Below are 15,250 nucleotides of genomic sequence, written 5' to 3' on the forward strand. Positions count from 1 at the left end.
CCATGCAACCGCAGGAGCGACCGGGCGGCCGGGTGTACGGCGGCCCCGGCTACGGCGACCCGACCGCGCCGACCAGTGGAGGTCCGGACCAGGCCGAACCAACCAGCGGCGGCGCCGTGTACGGCGGCCCCACCAGCGGCGGACCGACCTACGGCAGCCCGAGCGGCGCGCACACCAGCGGCGGCCCGACCTACGGCAGCCCGAGCGGCGGACCCACCAGCGGCGGCCCGACATATGGGAGCCCGACCAGCGGCGGACCGACCTACGGCAGCCCCACCAGCGGCGGGCCAACCTACGGCAGTCCGACCAGTGGCGGACCTACCTACGGCAGTCCCACCAGCGGCGGGCCGACTTACGGCAGTCCCACCAGCGGCGGGCCGACTTACGGTGGCGGGTCTGGGCCGACCTACGGTGGTGGGTCTGGGCCGACCTACGGTGGACCGCCGGCCGGCGGCCCGGTCTACGGCGGACCCGGTGGCGGCGGTGCGGGCCGGAGCAACCGCTCCGGCCGCCCGGGCACCCCGCCACCGACCCGCGACCCGATGATGATCGGCGCCGTGGCGATCGGCGCGATCGGCATCCTCCTGGGCATCCTGTTCGCGACGGGCGTCTTCGCCGGCGACGACGCACCCCCGCCGCCCGCGACCCCACCGGCCACCGCGCCGGCGTCACCGGCGCCCACCGAAGGCGGCTAACGCGGGGGAGCCGAGTCGCTACGCGGCCCGGCTCCCCCGCCGGCCGCGCCGGGCGCGGATGTAGTCGGAGACCACGTACGCGCCGAGGTCGTCGGAGGACGGGGTGAACACCCGGCCACCGCTGCGCCGGGCCACCGCGTCCACGAACCGGCGCAGCCCGGCGTCCTCGCCGAGCATGAACAGGTTGAGCGTGGCCCCGTACCTGGTGAGCCGGTCGACCTCCTGCACTGTCGCGGTGATCGTCTCCCTGGTCGGGGGCCACCGGAACACCGGATAGCCGTCCTCGTCGACGTGCGCGGTCGGCTCGCCGTCGGTGACGACCAGCACCACCGGCTCGGCTCCAGGATGCTTGCGCAGATGCCGCCCGGCCTGGCGGAGCGCGTCGTGCAGGTTGGTGCCCTGCTCGTAGTCGGGCTCGATGCCGGCCAGCTCCGCCTGCGACAGCGGCGCAGCCGAGCGGCCGAAGCCGATGATCTGCAGCGCGTCCTGCGGGAACCGGGTCGCGACGAGGTGTGACAGGGCCAGCGCGGTCTGCTTCATCGGACCCCAGCGGCCCTCGGACACCATGGAGAAGGACAGGTCGACGCAGAGGGCGACGGCCGCCGAGGCCCGCCGCTCGGTCTCCACGACCTCGAAGTCCTCGACCTCCAGCGCGACCGGCACGCCCGCGCCGCGCCGGGCCACCGCCCGGGTCACGGTGCGGACGACGTCCAACGGCTGCTCGTCGCCGTACTCCCACGCTCGGGAGGCCCCCGTCACCTCGCCCGCCGCACCGGCGTCACGCAGGTCGTGCTGCCCGCGCCGACCGGCGGTCAGGTCGGCGAAGACCCGGCGCAGCGCGGTCCCACCGAGCCGCCGCAGCGCCTTCGGCGACAACGTCAACCCTTCGGCGGTACGAGTCACCCAGCCCTGCCGGCGCATCTCCCGCTCCAGCTCCTGGAGCCGGCGCACGTCGTCGGCCGCGGCCCGGCCCAAGGTGCGCGAGACGGCCTCCACGTCGACGTCGTCCAGGGTCGCGCCGGGGTGCTCCTGGCCGAGCTGGTCGATCAGGTCGTCCAGCTCGCCGATCTCCTCCAGTGCGCCCGTCGCGTCGCCGTACCCGAGCGGCTCCTCTCCCCGCATCCGCTCCCGGCGGTCCCAGGCTAGGTCCGGGCGCAGCGCGCGCAGGTTGTCGTTGAGCGCGCCCATCTCGCGGGCCAGGTCGCCGTTGCCCAGCGCCTGCTGCATCAACGACGCCAACTCGTCACGCTGCTGGGGCGACAGCGAGCGCATGAGCCGCTCGCCGGCCGCCGCCCGCCGCGCCAACGCGTCGACCAGCTCGTCGACGGACGAGGGCTGCTCGGGAAAGTACTCGCCGTGCCGGCGCATGAACTCCGCGAACTGGTCGGTCGTGTCCTCACCGCGGGCGTGCGCGGCGAGCAGCGCGTTGAGGTCGCGCATCATCTCGGCGACGGCCTGCTGGGCGGCCGGGTCCTGGAGCGACTCGCGCATGCCACGGAACCGCTGCTCGACCACCTCGCGCCGGAGCCCGTCGAGGATCTCCTGATAGCGCTGCCGACCCTCTTCGCTGGCCCACTGGTAGTCGGAGAGCTCCTCGACGGCCCGCGCGGTCGACCTGGGCAAGTTGTCCAGAATCGCCTCGTTGAACCGGGCCGCGTCGTCGTCCCGCGCCGACAAGGCCTCCCGCTCGGCGGCAAGAGCCTGGTCCAGCAGCTGCTGCGCCCGCGTCACCGCCCCGTCGAGCTGGCCCCGGCGCATCGCGTCCCGCCGCATCCGGCGAGCCCGAGCCTGAAGGTCGTCGAGGCCACCCCGAGCATCAGGACCGCGGCGCAGCAGGTTGCGCAGGGCGTCCCGGAGCGAGCCGCCCTGCAACACCTCGGCGCCGACGTCGTCGACGGCGGCTCGGACGTCGTACGGCGGCGCCAGCGGGTCCGGCCCGCCCGACCACGCCCCATACCTGTTCCGCTTCATTCGCGGCTGCCGTACATCGTGCGTCCGTCGCCGCTGACCTTGGACATCCGCCGGGTCAGGTGCAGTCCTTCGAGCACGAACTCGACTCCGGCAGCGGCCTCGCCCCGGGTCGGCGCGTCGCCCAGGCCCAGCCGGTCGAGCACCTTCGCCAGCCCGGGCAGGGTGCCGACCTGGCGCAGGATCTCGTCGGCCGGCACGAGCTCGCCGGTCTCCACGATGTCGCCCTCGGCGACGAGGTTGACGAAGCTCGACAGGTCGAGCCCGGCCAGGCGGGCGCGGAACGTCTCGGCGGTCGCGGTGCGCAGCAGGTGGCCGAGGATCTCGACCTCGCGCCCCTCCTCGCCGCTCTCGAACTCGACCTTGCCGCGCAGGGTGCTGGTCACGGACTCGGCGTCGCCGATCCGGGCCACCGCCTCGGACTCACCGAGGAGGCCGGACCGGCGCAGCGCGGCGGCGGCGACGGTCTCGGCCGCCGCGATCGGGAACCGAGCCGAAACACCCGACCGCGCGTCGACCGAAGGCGACTCACGGACCGCGCGGGCGAACCGGGCCACGACTTCCAGAACGTGATCGGGTACGGCCGCCACGAGAGCGGCCTCCTGGCGGACCAGGTCGAGCTCGAGGTCGAGCTCCAGCGGGTAGTGCGTGCGGATCTCGGCACCGAACCGGTCCTTGAGCGGCGTGATGATCCGCCCGCGGTTGGTGTAGTCCTCGGGGTTGGCGCTGGCCACCAGCAGGACGTCGAGCGGCAGCCGGAGCTGGTAGCCGCGGATCTGGATGTCCCGCTCCTCCAGCACGTTGAGCAGGCTGACCTGGATCCGCTCGGCCAGGTCGGGCAGCTCGTTGACGGCGAAGATGCCGCGGTTGGTGCGCGGCACGAGTCCGAAGTGGATGGTCTCGGGGTCGCCGAGGGTGCGGCCCTGCGCGACCCGGATCGGGTCGACGTCGCCGACCAGGTCACCGACGCTGGTGTCCGGTGTGGCCAGCTTCTCGCCGTACCGCATCGATCGGTGCAGCCAGGCGACCGGCGCGTCGTCCCCGGCCTCCTCGGCGGCCCGGCGGGACGACGGGGTCAGCGGGTGCAGCGGGTGTTCGTTGAGCTCGGAGCCGGGGATCACGGGCGTCCACTCGTCGAGCAGGTCCACCAGGGACCGGATCAGCCGGGTCTTGCCCTGGCCGCGCTCGCCCAGCAGCACCATGTCGTGACCGGCCAGAATGGCCCGTTCGACCTCGGGCAGCACCGTCTGGTCGTAGCCGACGATCCCGGGGAAACGGGGTTGGTTGGTGCGCATCCGCTCCAGCAGGTTGGCCCGGAGCTCCTCCTTGACCGTCCGATAGGTGTAGCCGGCGGCCCGCAGCTCCCCGACCGTGCGAGGCAGGTTCTCTGTCACCCGACCGACGCTATCTCGCGATTGTGTCGCCGCGTATGGACAAGGGTGGACACGAATACGCACCTGTAACTAGTGTGACGAACATGAGTCCTTACCTTGACGCGGTCGCGTGGCAGGAGTCCTGGGACCGCCAGCAGGAGGCGTTCCTCCCGGATCGCGAGGAGCGGTTCACCGCGATGCTGGACATCGTCGAGGCCGTCGCCGGCCCGGCTCCCCGGGTGCTCGACCTGGCCGGCGGCACCGGCTCGATCTCGCTGCGGACCCTGCGCCGCTTCCCGCGCGCCACCACCACCCTGGTCGACATCGACCCGGTGCTGCTGACCATCGCCCGCGCGAGCCTCGACGACCGCACCGCGATCGTCACCACCGATCTGCGCGACCCCGCCTGGACCTCGGCCCTCCCGCACGACGACTACGACGCGGTGCTCAGCGCCACCGCCCTGCACTGGCTCGACGAGGACCGGCTGGCCGCCCTCTACGCCGAGGTCGCCGGCCTGCTCCGGCCCGGCGGCGTCCTGATCAACGCCGACCACATGCCCGACGAAGGGCTGCCCGGGCTCAGCAGGACCCTGCGCGACCGGGCGCGCGAGCGCCGCAACGCGCGCTACGCCGCTGGTGCCGCGACGTCCTGGCCGGCCTGGTGGGAACTGGTCAGTCGGGACGAGATCCTGGCGGCGCCGCACGCGGAGCGCAAGAAGATCTTCTCCAGCGCCGAGCACAACGACTGGACCCCGCCCGCGACCTGGCACGAGGCCACCCTGCGCAAGGCGGGTTTCACGGAGGTCGGCCTGGCCTGGCGCGGCGGCACCGACGCCGCGGTCGTCGGGGTCCGCTAGGAAGACGCGCGGGTACGCTGCCGGGCCGCCTCGTACAGCACGATCGTGGCGGCCGCGGCGGCGTTGAGCGAGGAGGCCGCCCCACCGATCGGGATCCGCACCATCTCGTCGGCCGCCTGCCGCCACGCGCTGCTCAGCCCCTGCGTCTCGTTGCCGACGAGGAGCAGCGTGGGTCCCCGCAGGTCGGCATCGGCGACGTCGACCGTCGCCCGCTCGTCGGTGCCGACCAGCCGGAGCGGCGCCGCCCAGTCCAGCACCTCGGCGGTCGCGCTCATCCGCACCACCGGCAACGCGAAGATCGACCCCGTGCTGGCCCGCACCGCCCGCGGGTCGTACGGGTCGGCCGCGTGCCCGCTGACGATCAGCCCCTCGGCACCGAAGGCATCGGCCGACCGGATCAGCGTGCCCAGGTTGCCCGGCGAGGCCGGCCGGTCGAACAGCACGTAGAGCGGCGCGCCCGCCCGGTCCGGGACGTGGTGGCCCAGCCGGTCCAGCCGGTCCGGCGGCAGCCCGACCACGGCGACGAGCTCCGCCTCCTCCTTCTCGCCCAGCTCGGCCAGCAGCTCGGGATCCATCTCGACCGGCTCGGGAACCTTGTCGAGCAGCGACGCGGCCCACTCGGAGAGGCGGCGCCCGGCCGGGAAGATCAACTGCCGGAGCTCCCAGCCGTGCTCGACCGCGAGGCTGATCGGCCGTACCCCCTGGACCAGGAACTCTCCCGCCCGGTGCCGCTTGCTCCGGTTGGTCAACAGCGCTTGCCACTGCTGGAACGTCGCGTTCCGCGTCGTGATCTTCACGGCTCCACCTCATTCCGCACGGCGCTGTGTTTACCATCGTCGGACTCGGAGAGGTGGCGAAGTGGGTATTCCGCAGCGTGCGCGCGTCGTGGTAATCGGTGGCGGGGTGATCGGCACGTCGGTCGCGTACCACCTGGCCGCGGCCGGCTGGACCGACGTCGTGCTGCTCGAACGGGACAAACTGACCTCTGGCACCACCTGGCACGCGGCCGGGCTCATGGTCACTTTCGGCTCGTTGTCCGAGACCTCGACCGAGATGCGCAAGTACACCCGCGACCTGTATGCCCGGCTGGAGGCCGAGACCGGTCAGGCGACCGGGCTCAAGCAGGTCGGCTTCATCGAGGTGGCGGCCGACGCGGACCGGCTCGAGGAATATCGCCGCGTGAGTGCGTTCAACCGCTACTGCGGCATCGACGTGCAGGAGATCAGCCCCGGCGAGGTCAAGGAACTGTTCCCGCTCGCCAGGACCGACGACCTGCTGGCCGGGTTCTACGTCGCCGACGACGGCCGGGCCAACCCCGTGGACGTGACGATGGCCCTGGCCAAGGGCGCACGGCTGCGCGGCGCGACCATCATCGAGGGCGTCCCGGTCACCGGCGTGCTGCGCCAGGGCAGGACCGTGACCGGTGTACGCACACCGCAGGGCGACATCGAGGCCGAGTACGTCGTCAACTGCGCCGGCATGTGGGCGCGCCAGCTCGGCGAGCAGGCCGGGGTGAGCATCCCGTTGCAGGCCGCCGAGCACTACTACCTGATCACCGAGCCGATCGACGGCGTGTCCGGCGACCTGCCGGTGCTGGAGGACCCGTCGTCCTACGGCTACTACCGCGAGGAGGGCGCGGGCCTGATGGTCGGCCTCTTCGAGGCGGAGTGCGCGCCCTGGCACGTCGACCGCGTCCCGGAGGCGTTCTCGTTCGGCACGATCCCGCCCGACTGGGACCGGATGGCGCCGTACCTGGAGAAGGCGATGGCCCGCGTGCCGATCACCGGCGAGGTCGGCGTGCGCACGTTCTTCTGCGGCCCGGAGTCGTTCACCCCGGACCTCTCGCCGGTCTTCGGCGAGGCGCCGGAGCTGCGCAACTACTTCGTCGCCGCCGGCCTCAACTCGATCGGCATCCTGACCGGTGGCGGGATCGGCCGGGCCATGGCCCAGTGGATCGTCGACGGGCGGCCCGACATCGACGTGACCGGGATGAACATCGACCGGTTGGAGCCTTACCAGTCCACACCGGACTATCGCGCGACCCGTACCGTCGAGTCGTTGGGCAAGGTCTACGCCACCCATTTCCCGGGCCTGTCGATGAAGACCGCGCGGGGCGCGAAGCTCTCCCCCGTCCACGAGAGGTTGGTCGCGCAGCGCGCCTACTTCCGCGACGTGAGCGGTTGGGAAGGCGCCGACTGGTACGCCCCGGAAGGCGTGCGCCCGGAGGTGGAACGCCTGTCCTGGGGCCGGCAGAACTGGTTCCCCTACTGGGAAGCGGAGCACCGCGCCGCCCGCGAGGGCGTGATCCTGATGGACATGTCGTTCATGTCCAAATATCTGGTGCAGGGCGACGAGGCAGGCGCCGCACTCGACCACCTGTCCGCGGGCGCGGTCGACGGCGAGGTAGGCCGAATCACATACACCCAGTGGCTCAACGAGGGCGGCACGCTCGAGGCCGACCTCACCGTCACGAAGCTGGCGGACGACCGGTTCTGGGTGGTGGCCTCGGACACGGCGCATCGCCACGCCCTCAAAATGATGGAACGTTCGTTCAGTTCGAAGCGCGCGCACGTCACCGACGTCACCGGCGGCTACGCGCAGCTCAACATCCAGGGTCCGCGGTCGCGCGCGCTGCTTCAGTCCGTGACCAGCGCCGATCTGTCCAACGAGGCGTTCCCGTTCCGCACCGCCCGCGAGATCGACCTCGGCTTCGCCCGGGTGCTCTGCGTCCGGATCACCTACCTGGGCGAGCTCGGCTACGAGCTCTACATCCCGGCGGAGCAGGCGATCCACGTGTACGACCGGCTGACCGCGGCCGGTGCCGCCGTCGGGTTGCGGCACGCGGGACTGAAGGCATTGTCCAGCCTGCGGATGGAGAAGGGCTACCGGGACTACGGCCACGACATCGACAACACCGACTCGGTGCTGGAGGCCGGCCTCGGCTTCGCGGTCGCGCTGGACAAGCCCGGCGGTTTCGTCGGCCGCGACGCGGTGCTGGCCCGCAAGGCCGCCGGCCCCCTGAGCCGCCGCCTGGTCCAGGTCCTGCTGACCGACCCGGAGCCGCTGATGTTCCATGGCGAGGTCGTCCGCCGCGACGGCATGCCGGTGGGTTACATCCGGGCCGCTTCCTACGGCTTCACGCTGGGTGGCGCGGTCGGCCTGGCGATGCTGGACCGCGCCGACGGGAAGGCCCTGGACCAGGCCTGGCTGGACAGCGGCGACTGGACCGTCGAGGTCGCCGACCGCCCCGCCCCGGCCCGCTGCTCGCTACGCCCCCTCTACGACCCGAAGAACGCCCGCATCCACCTGTAGGACCGCCAGTCGGGCGGCGGCCTCCGCGGCGTCGCCGGCAAGGACGGCGGTGCGGCCGGTGGCCTCGTGGAGCCGCGACTCGACCGCGGCGCGGAGCTCGGGCACGGCGGTCAGGAGGCCGCCGGCCAGCACGATCGGGCCGTCGCCGGGTGGCAGCGCGAGCAGCGTCGCCGTCAGGCGGTCGGCGCCGGACGCCAGGATCGCCCCAGCGGTCGGGTCGCCGAGCCGGACCGCCTCGAAGACCAGCGGGGCCAGGGCCGCCATCTTGTCGCGGGCCAGGGCGTAGAACGAGCTGACGAAGCCCTCCGGGCCGGCCCCGCCCACCGCGGCGTGCACCGCCGAGACCAGTGCGCCGCCCGTGCCGGCGTGCAGCGCGAGTGCCGTGTGCCGGGCCGCGGCCACGCCGAACCAGAAGCCCGAGCCCTCGTCGCCGAGCAGCCAGCCGATGCCGTCGACGCGCCGGCCGACGGTCCAGTCGACGATCTCGCAGGCGATGGCGCCAGTGCCCGCGATCAGCACCGACCCGGACGGCGCGTCGCGCGCACCCGAGGCGTAGGCCACCACGGCGTCGCCGACCGTGCGCAACGGCACGGGCACGCCCGTGGTCGACCACGCGGACGCGTAGGCCGCCGCACCCGAAGCGGTCGTCAACCGGCTGTAGCCGGCCACGCCGACCACCGCACCGACCACCCGGGCCGGGTCGAGGTCGCCCATCGCCTCGCGGACAGCGCCGACGAGCGCAGCCGCCGTCTCGGCCGGTGGGCGCGCGACCGGGTTGCCCGGCCCGCCATGCCCCCGGCCGACGACCGCACCGTCCAGTGTGGTCACGACGACACGGGTGCTGGTGCCGCCGCAGTCCCCGCCGATCACCAACGTCACGAGACACATGCTGCGCGACCCGCACCGTCAAGACAAGAGTCTATGTCAAACATCTTGACGCGAGGGGCACCACGACAATAATTTTGTTCATCACCGAGCAACAGCGAAAGGAATGACCGCATGGCCGAGACCGGGCTGCTGGGCCGGGTGCGCACCGAGCTGCCGACGCTCCCCGACGCCCTCCAGCGGGTCGCCGAGCAGCTCCTCGGCGAACCCGAGGAGACGGCGCGCACGACGATCGTCGACCTCGCCGAGCGTGCCGGCACGTCGACCGCGACGATCACCCGGTTCTGCCGGTTGTTCGGCTACCGCGGCTACGCGGAGCTCCGCGTAGCGGTCGCCACCGAGACTGGCCGGGCCGCCCAGGCCCGCTGGGACACCGACATCGACCACGAGATCACCCCCGACGCACCGCTCGACCGGGTGCTCGAGGTGGTCGCCAGCGCCGACGCCCGGGCCATCCAGGACACCGCGGGCCAGGTCGACCTGGCCGCGGTCGAGCGGGTGTCGGCGGCGGTCGCGACGGCGCAGCGGGTCGAGCTGTTCGGCCTGGGCAGCTCCGGCAACGCCGCCCGCGAGATGGCGTTCCGGCTGGAGCGCATCCGGGTGCCCTGCTGGCACCGATCCGACCCGCACACCGCCCTGACCAACGCGGCGCTGCTCGGGCCGGGCGACGTCGCGATCGGGCTGTCGCACAGCGGCCGGACCCGGGAGGTGATCGAGGTGCTCAGCGAGGCCGCCGACCACGGCGCGTTGACCGTGGCCATCACGTCGTTCCCGCGTTCGCCGCTGTCCGAGGTGGCCGACGTGGTGATGACCACGGCAGTGCAGGAGACCACGTTCCGGCTCGCGGCCCTGTCCGCCCTGCACAGCCAGCTGCTCGTGCTCGACCTGATCTACGTCGCCGTCGCGCAGCGCACCTACGAACGCACCACCGAGGCGTTCGAGGTGACCGCCCGCGCGGTCGACGCGCACCGCCTGCCCCGCAAGCGCACCAGAACACCGGAGGGATCATGACGATCGGCGCCGAAAGCTATCTCGCGGCCGTCACGGCCGCGATCGACCAGGTCGCGACAACCCAGGGCGACGCGGTGCGCCGAGCCGCCGACCTGGTGACCGCGTCGCTGCGCGCCGGTGGCGTGGTGCAGGCGTTCGGCGCCGGCCATTCCGAGGCGCTGGCGATGGAGATCGCCGGGCGGGCCGGCGGTCTGGTGCCCAGCAACAAGATCGCGCTGCGCGACCTGGTGCTGTTCGGCGGCGCCGACCCCGGCGTGCTGAACGACCCGTTCCTGGAGCGCGATCCCACGGTGGCCCGGCGGCTCTACGAGCTGGCACCGGTCAAGCCCGACGACGTCTTCGTGATCGCCTCGAACTCCGGCGTCAACGGCGTGGTGGTCGAGCTCGCCCGGCTCGCCAAGGAGAACGGGCACGGCCTGATCGCGGTCACGTCGCTGGCGCACACCCTGGCCGTGGAGCCGAAGCACCCGTCCGGGGCACGGCTGGCCGACCTGGCCGACGTGGTGCTCGACAACTGCGCGCCATACGGCGACGCCACGATCCAGATAGGCGACACCCAGGCGAAGACCGGCGCGATCTCCTCCGTCACCGGCGCCCTGCTCGCGCAACAACTCGTGTGCGAGGTGGTTGCCCGGATCGTCGCGGCGGGCGAGACACCACCGATCTACATCTCGTACAACGTGCCCGGCGGCGACGACCACAACCGACAGCTTGAAGCGCGGTACGCCGGGCGCATCCGGCGTACCGCCTCTTAACCAGGAAGGTGAGGACACGCTAATGAACCCCTCTTCCCAGCCCAGACGTTACCCGACCCGGCGGGCGGTGCTCGGTGCGGCGGTGGCCGGCGCGGCCCTGCCGGTGCTCGGCGGCTGCGTCACGGGCGGCGACGACGGCACCACCGAGGCCGCTTCGGGCGCGAAGACGGCCGAGAACCCGCTCGGCGTGCCCGACAAGACGCCGATCGAGGTGGTCATCTTCAAGGGCGGCTACGGCGACGAGTACGCGGTGAACGCGGAGTCGCTCTACAAGCAGCGCTACCCCGGCGCGACGGTCGACCACAAGGGCATCCAGAAGGTCGGTGAGGCGCTGCAGCCGAGGTTCGTGGCCGACACCCCGCCCGACGTCGTCGACAACACCGGCGCCGGCCGGCTCGACCTGGCCACCCTGGTCGGGGCCGGCAAGCTGAGCGACCTGGCCGACCTGCTCGACGCGCCCTCGCTCGACGACCCGGCCAAGAAGGTCCGCGACACGTTGCTGCCCGGCGTGGTCGACGACGGCACGTTCGACGACAAGGTGCAGACGCTCAACTTCACGTACACCGTCTGGGGTCTCTGGTATTCGAAGCCCCTGTTCGCCAAGAACGGCTGGACGTTCCCGACCACCTGGGACGCGATGCTGGCGCTCTGCGAGCAGATCAAGAAGGCCGGCGTCGCCCCGTGGACCTACCAGGGGAAGTACCCGGAATACCTCAACGACCCGTTGCTCGCGATGGCGGCCAAGGCCGGCGGCCCCGACCTGGTGAAAGCGGTCGACAACCTCGAGCCCAACGCCTGGAAGCAGCAGGGCCTCGTCGACGCCGCGACCGCGATCGCCGAGCTGGCCGGCAAGGGCTACATCCTGTCGGGCAGCGAGGCGCTCTCGCACACCGAGGCGCAGGCGGCGTGGTCGCAGAGCCAGGTCGCGATCATCCCTTGTGGATCATGGCTGGAGGCCGAGCAGAAGGGCATCACGCCCGACGGCTTCGACATGGCGATGGCTCCGGCGCCGGCGCTCTCGGGGAGTGACAAGCTGCCGCAGACCGCGCTGCAGGCGGCCAGCAGCGAGTCGTTCATCGTGCCGGCCAAGGCCAAGAACCCACGAGGCGGCCTGGAGTTCCTGCGCATCCTGTTCTCCACCACCGCGGCCAAGCGCTTCGCCGAGCTCAACAGCACGATGCCGAGCGTGGCCGGTGCGCTGGAGGGGCTGACCCTGAGCAGCGGGCTCGGCTCGGTGAAGACGGCGGTCGACGCGGCCGGTCCCAACACCTTCACCTACCGGTTCCGGACCTGGTACGCGCCGCTGGCCAAGGCCGTCGACGACGCCACCGGCGAGCTCGCCACCAAGCGGATCACGCCGGCCCAGTGGTCCGACCGGGTGCAGAAGGCGGCCGACGCCGTCGCCACCGACACCGCGGTCAAGAAGTACCAGCGGTAGCGATGGCCCAGGACCGGCATGGCCGATACCGCTTCCTCGCGGGCGCGATCCTTCCCGCGCTGGCGTTGTACGCGGTGTTCGTGCTCTCCCCGTACGCGCAGGCGTTCTACCTGTCGCTGACCGACTGGACCGGCGTGTCCGGCCAGGTGAACTTCGTCGGTCTCGACAACTTCACCCGCCTGTTCGGCGACCCGCTGTTCCTGGCGGCGTTGCGCAACAACGGGTTGATGCTCCTCGTCGTGCCGGTGGTCACCATCGCGCTCGGGCTGCTGCTGGCGGTCCTGGTCACGTTCGGCGGGCGCCGCGGGTCGGCGATCCGTGGCGCCTCGACGTACCAGACCGCGTACTTCTTCCCACAGCTGTTGTCGTTGCCCATCATCGCGCTGCTCTGGCAGTTCGTGTACCACCCCAACGACGGCCTGCTCAACGGCCTGCTGCGGGGCATCGGGCTGGACGGCCTGGCCCGCACCTGGCTCGGCGACCCACAGCTCGCGCTGTGGGCGGTGATGGCCGTGCTGGTCTGGTCGTCGGTCGGTTTCTACATGGTGCTGTTCGCGGCCGCCATGGCGGCGATACCGACGGAGATCATCGAGGCCGCGGTGCTGGACGGCGCGGGCAAGCTGGCCACCCTGTGGCGGATCGTGCTGCCGCTGCTGCGCGACAGCGTGCAGGTGGCCTTCGTCTACCTCGGTGTGCTGGCGCTCGACGGGTTCGCTGTCGTGCAGGTGATGACCGTCGGACCCGGCGGCCCCGACAACGCCACCGAGGTGATGGGTCTGGGGCTCTACCGCAACGCGTTCACGTTCTCCAAGTTCGGCTACGCGGCCGCGATGGGCGTGACGCTGTTCTTCCTGACCCTCACGCTGGCCGTGCTGGCGATGCGGGCGGGCCGGCGCGAACGGGTGGAGCTGGCATGAAACGGGCGCACGCCTTTTTGGTCGCCTGGGCGGCGGTGGTCACGCTGCCGTTGCTGTGGGCGGTGGTCAGCTCGCTCAAGACCGACCGGGAGATCCTCACCTCGCCCTGGTCGCTTCCGTCGACGCCGCAGTTCGACAACTGGTCTCGGGCCTGGAACCAGGCGGAGATCGGCAGGTATTTCGGCAACAGCGCGCTCGTGGTCGGCGGTGCGCTGCTGCTGACGATGCTGTTCGGTGCCACGACCGCGTACGCCCTGGCCCGCTACCCGTTCCGCGGCAACAGGCTGGTCTACTTCGGCTTCGTCGCGGGCATGCTCTTCCCGGTGTTCCTGGCCCTCGTGCCGCTGTTCTTCGTGGTCAAGCAGCTCGGCCTGCTCGGCACGTACCCGGGGCTGATCCTGGTCTACACCGCGTACGCGCTGCCGTTCACCATCTTCTTCCTGCACGCGTTCTTCCGCACGCTGCCCACGGCGCTCGCCGAGGCCGCGTTCCTGGACGGCTGCTCGCACTGGGGCGTGTTCTTCCGGATCATGCTCCCGCTGGCCCGTCCCGGGCTGGTCACCGTCGCCATCTTCAACTTCCTGGGTCTGTGGAACCAGTACCTGCTGCCGCTGGTGCTCAACCCCGACCCGGACCGCTACGTCCTGGCCCAGGGGCTCGCCGCTCTGTCGGTGAGCCAGGGCTACCGCTCCGACTGGAGCGGCCTGTTCGCCGGCCTCACGATCGCGATGCTGCCGGTGCTGGCCGCCTACGTCATCTTCCAACGCCACATCAGATCCGGCCTGACCGCGGGGGCGGTCCGGTAATCGCCCCGGCTCAACCGCGCACCGTCGCGCGCTCCCCCTTGTTCGCTTCTGTCCTTTGAGGAGGAAGCTCATGTCCCGCATCCCCAAACTGCTGGGTGGCGCGGCATCCGCCGCGTTACTCGCCGCGGTCGCCGGCATCGCCGCCGTCAGCGCGGCCGGTCCCGCCGCGGCCGCACCGTGCGGCGCGCTGTTCGACGACTTCACCTACTCGTCGTCGAGCGACCCGGCGATCGCCGCGCGCAACTGGACCGTCCGCACCAATGCCGGCGGCCCCGGCGTGCCCGGCGCGTCCTGGCCCGCGTCCAACGTCACCTTCCCCACCGTCGACGGCCAGAAGGTGCTCCAACTCGCCGCGGCCACCGACGGCACGGCCGGCGGCACCTCGCACGCCGAGATGCTCCACCAGCGCAAGTTCTTCGAGGGCACGTACGCGGCCCGCGTGAAGTTCGCCGACGCACCGGTGTCGGGCAACGACGGCGACCACCTGGTGGAGACGTTCTTCACCATTACCCCGCTGGACCGGCCGCTCGACCCGAACTACGGCGAGATCGACTTCGAGTACCTGCCCAACGGCGGGTGGGGCGAGCAGGGCCCGATCTTCTACCAGACCACCTGGGAGACGTACCAGAACGAGCCCTGGCAGGCCGTCAACACCCACACCGAGCAGCGGCAGAGCTTCAACGGCTGGCACAACCTGCAGTTCAACGTGTCCGCCGGGCGGGTCAAGTACTACGTCGACGGCGTGCAGGTGGCCGACCACGGCGACCAGTACTACCCCGAGACCAACATGTCGATCAACTTCAACCTGTGGTTCATCGACCTGGTCACGCACACGGGCGGCCGAGCGGTCTACAACCAGCAGGTCGACTGGCTCTACTACGCGGGCAGCGAGGCGCTGACGCCGGCACAGGTCGCCACGCGGGTGTCCGGGCTGCGCTCGGCCGGCACCACGCACACCGACACGGTCGGCAACGGCAACTGCCCGACCAACCCGCCGACCCAGAACCCCACCAACCCGCCCACGCAGAACCCGACGAACCCGCCGACGCAGAACCCGGTCAACTGCTCCGGCGCGCCCGCGTGGAACTGGGGCACGGTCTACCTCGAGGGCCAGCGGGTGAAGCATCCGAACCGACAGGGCCAGCCGCACCTCTGGCAGGCCAACTGGTGGACGCAGGGCTCCGAGCCAGGCTGGACCGCGCAATGGCGGGACCTCGGCGCCTGCTAAATGCG

General features: G+C 71.7%; 13 protein-coding genes. 9 read left to right on the forward strand and 4 right to left on the reverse strand.

Features of this window, described 5'->3' with window-relative positions:
- Positions 1-2: 2 nt before the first annotated feature.
- The gene (locus AB0J88_RS26770; protein WP_364351157.1) at positions 3-695 is read left to right on the forward strand and encodes a hypothetical protein; all 693 of its coding nucleotides are present in this window, start codon (positions 3-5) and stop codon (positions 693-695) included.
- Between the two features lie 18 nt (positions 696-713).
- Here the strand turns inward: AB0J88_RS26770 and AB0J88_RS26775 are convergent, their stop codons facing one another.
- A complete protein-coding gene (locus AB0J88_RS26775) occupies positions 714-2,666 on the reverse strand; it encodes a VWA domain-containing protein (protein WP_364351156.1) in 1,953 nt (650 codons plus the stop codon).
- Positions 2,663-4,057 (reverse strand): sigma 54-interacting transcriptional regulator, encoded by a 1,395-nt coding sequence (locus AB0J88_RS26780; RefSeq protein ID WP_364351153.1) that lies wholly within the window; start codon positions 4,055-4,057, stop codon positions 2,663-2,665. Before AB0J88_RS26780 ends, AB0J88_RS26775 begins: the two co-directional genes overlap by 4 nt.
- A gap of 83 nt (positions 4,058-4,140) precedes the next feature.
- Here AB0J88_RS26780 and AB0J88_RS26785 point away from each other — a divergent pair, with 83 nt between their 5' ends.
- Positions 4,141-4,893 (forward strand): class I SAM-dependent methyltransferase, encoded by a 753-nt coding sequence (locus AB0J88_RS26785; RefSeq protein ID WP_364351150.1) that lies wholly within the window; start codon positions 4,141-4,143, stop codon positions 4,891-4,893.
- On the opposite strand, the gene AB0J88_RS26790 is transcribed toward AB0J88_RS26785, so the two are convergent.
- The gene (locus AB0J88_RS26790; protein ID WP_364351147.1) at positions 4,890-5,690 is read right to left on the reverse strand and encodes a TrmH family RNA methyltransferase; all 801 of its coding nucleotides are present in this window, start codon (positions 5,688-5,690) and stop codon (positions 4,890-4,892) included. The two genes, AB0J88_RS26785 and AB0J88_RS26790, sit on opposite strands and share 4 nt — an antisense overlap.
- 61 nt (positions 5,691-5,751) lie before the next feature.
- Between AB0J88_RS26790 and AB0J88_RS26795 the strand changes: the two genes are divergently transcribed.
- Positions 5,752-8,205 (forward strand): FAD-dependent oxidoreductase, encoded by a 2,454-nt coding sequence (locus AB0J88_RS26795; protein WP_364351144.1) that lies wholly within the window; start codon positions 5,752-5,754, stop codon positions 8,203-8,205.
- On the opposite strand, the gene AB0J88_RS26800 is transcribed toward AB0J88_RS26795, so the two are convergent.
- The gene (locus AB0J88_RS26800) at positions 8,161-9,084 is read right to left on the reverse strand and encodes a BadF/BadG/BcrA/BcrD ATPase family protein (RefSeq protein ID WP_364351141.1); all 924 of its coding nucleotides are present in this window, start codon (positions 9,082-9,084) and stop codon (positions 8,161-8,163) included. The genes AB0J88_RS26795 and AB0J88_RS26800 overlap by 45 nt on opposite strands.
- Before the next feature lie 120 nt (positions 9,085-9,204).
- On the opposite strand from AB0J88_RS26800, the gene AB0J88_RS26805 reads away from it, so the two are divergent.
- From AB0J88_RS26805 to AB0J88_RS26830, 6 genes are all read left to right on the forward strand, one after another.
- Positions 9,205-10,101, forward strand: a complete 897-nt coding sequence (locus AB0J88_RS26805; protein WP_364351138.1) for a MurR/RpiR family transcriptional regulator — start codon at positions 9,205-9,207, stop codon at positions 10,099-10,101.
- Positions 10,098-10,856, forward strand: coding sequence for an SIS domain-containing protein (locus tag AB0J88_RS26810; protein ID WP_364351135.1), 759 nt, complete (start codon positions 10,098-10,100; stop codon positions 10,854-10,856). The genes AB0J88_RS26805 and AB0J88_RS26810 overlap by 4 nt, the downstream gene beginning before the upstream one ends.
- Positions 10,857-10,878: 22 nt before the next feature.
- Positions 10,879-12,294 carry an N-acetylglucosamine/diacetylchitobiose ABC transporter substrate-binding protein gene (gene ngcE / locus AB0J88_RS26815; RefSeq protein WP_364351132.1) on the forward strand — a complete coding sequence of 472 codons (1,416 nt, stop codon included), beginning with the start codon at positions 10,879-10,881 and terminating at the stop codon, positions 12,292-12,294.
- A 2-nt stretch (positions 12,295-12,296) separates the two neighbouring features.
- Positions 12,297-13,211, forward strand: coding sequence for a sugar ABC transporter permease (locus AB0J88_RS26820; protein WP_364351129.1), 915 nt, complete (start codon positions 12,297-12,299; stop codon positions 13,209-13,211).
- Positions 13,208-14,017, forward strand: coding sequence for a carbohydrate ABC transporter permease (locus AB0J88_RS26825; protein ID WP_364351126.1), 810 nt, complete (start codon positions 13,208-13,210; stop codon positions 14,015-14,017). The genes AB0J88_RS26820 and AB0J88_RS26825 overlap by 4 nt, the downstream gene beginning before the upstream one ends.
- 70 nt (positions 14,018-14,087) lie before the next feature.
- Complete coding sequence (locus tag AB0J88_RS26830; protein WP_364351123.1) at positions 14,088-15,245, forward strand: glycosyl hydrolase; 1,158 nt, start codon at positions 14,088-14,090, stop codon at positions 15,243-15,245.
- Positions 15,246-15,250 lie beyond the last annotated feature (5 nt).

This window comes from Asanoa sp. NPDC049475 (genome assembly GCF_040676915.1).
Lineage (GTDB): Bacteria > Actinomycetota > Actinomycetes > Mycobacteriales > Micromonosporaceae > Asanoa.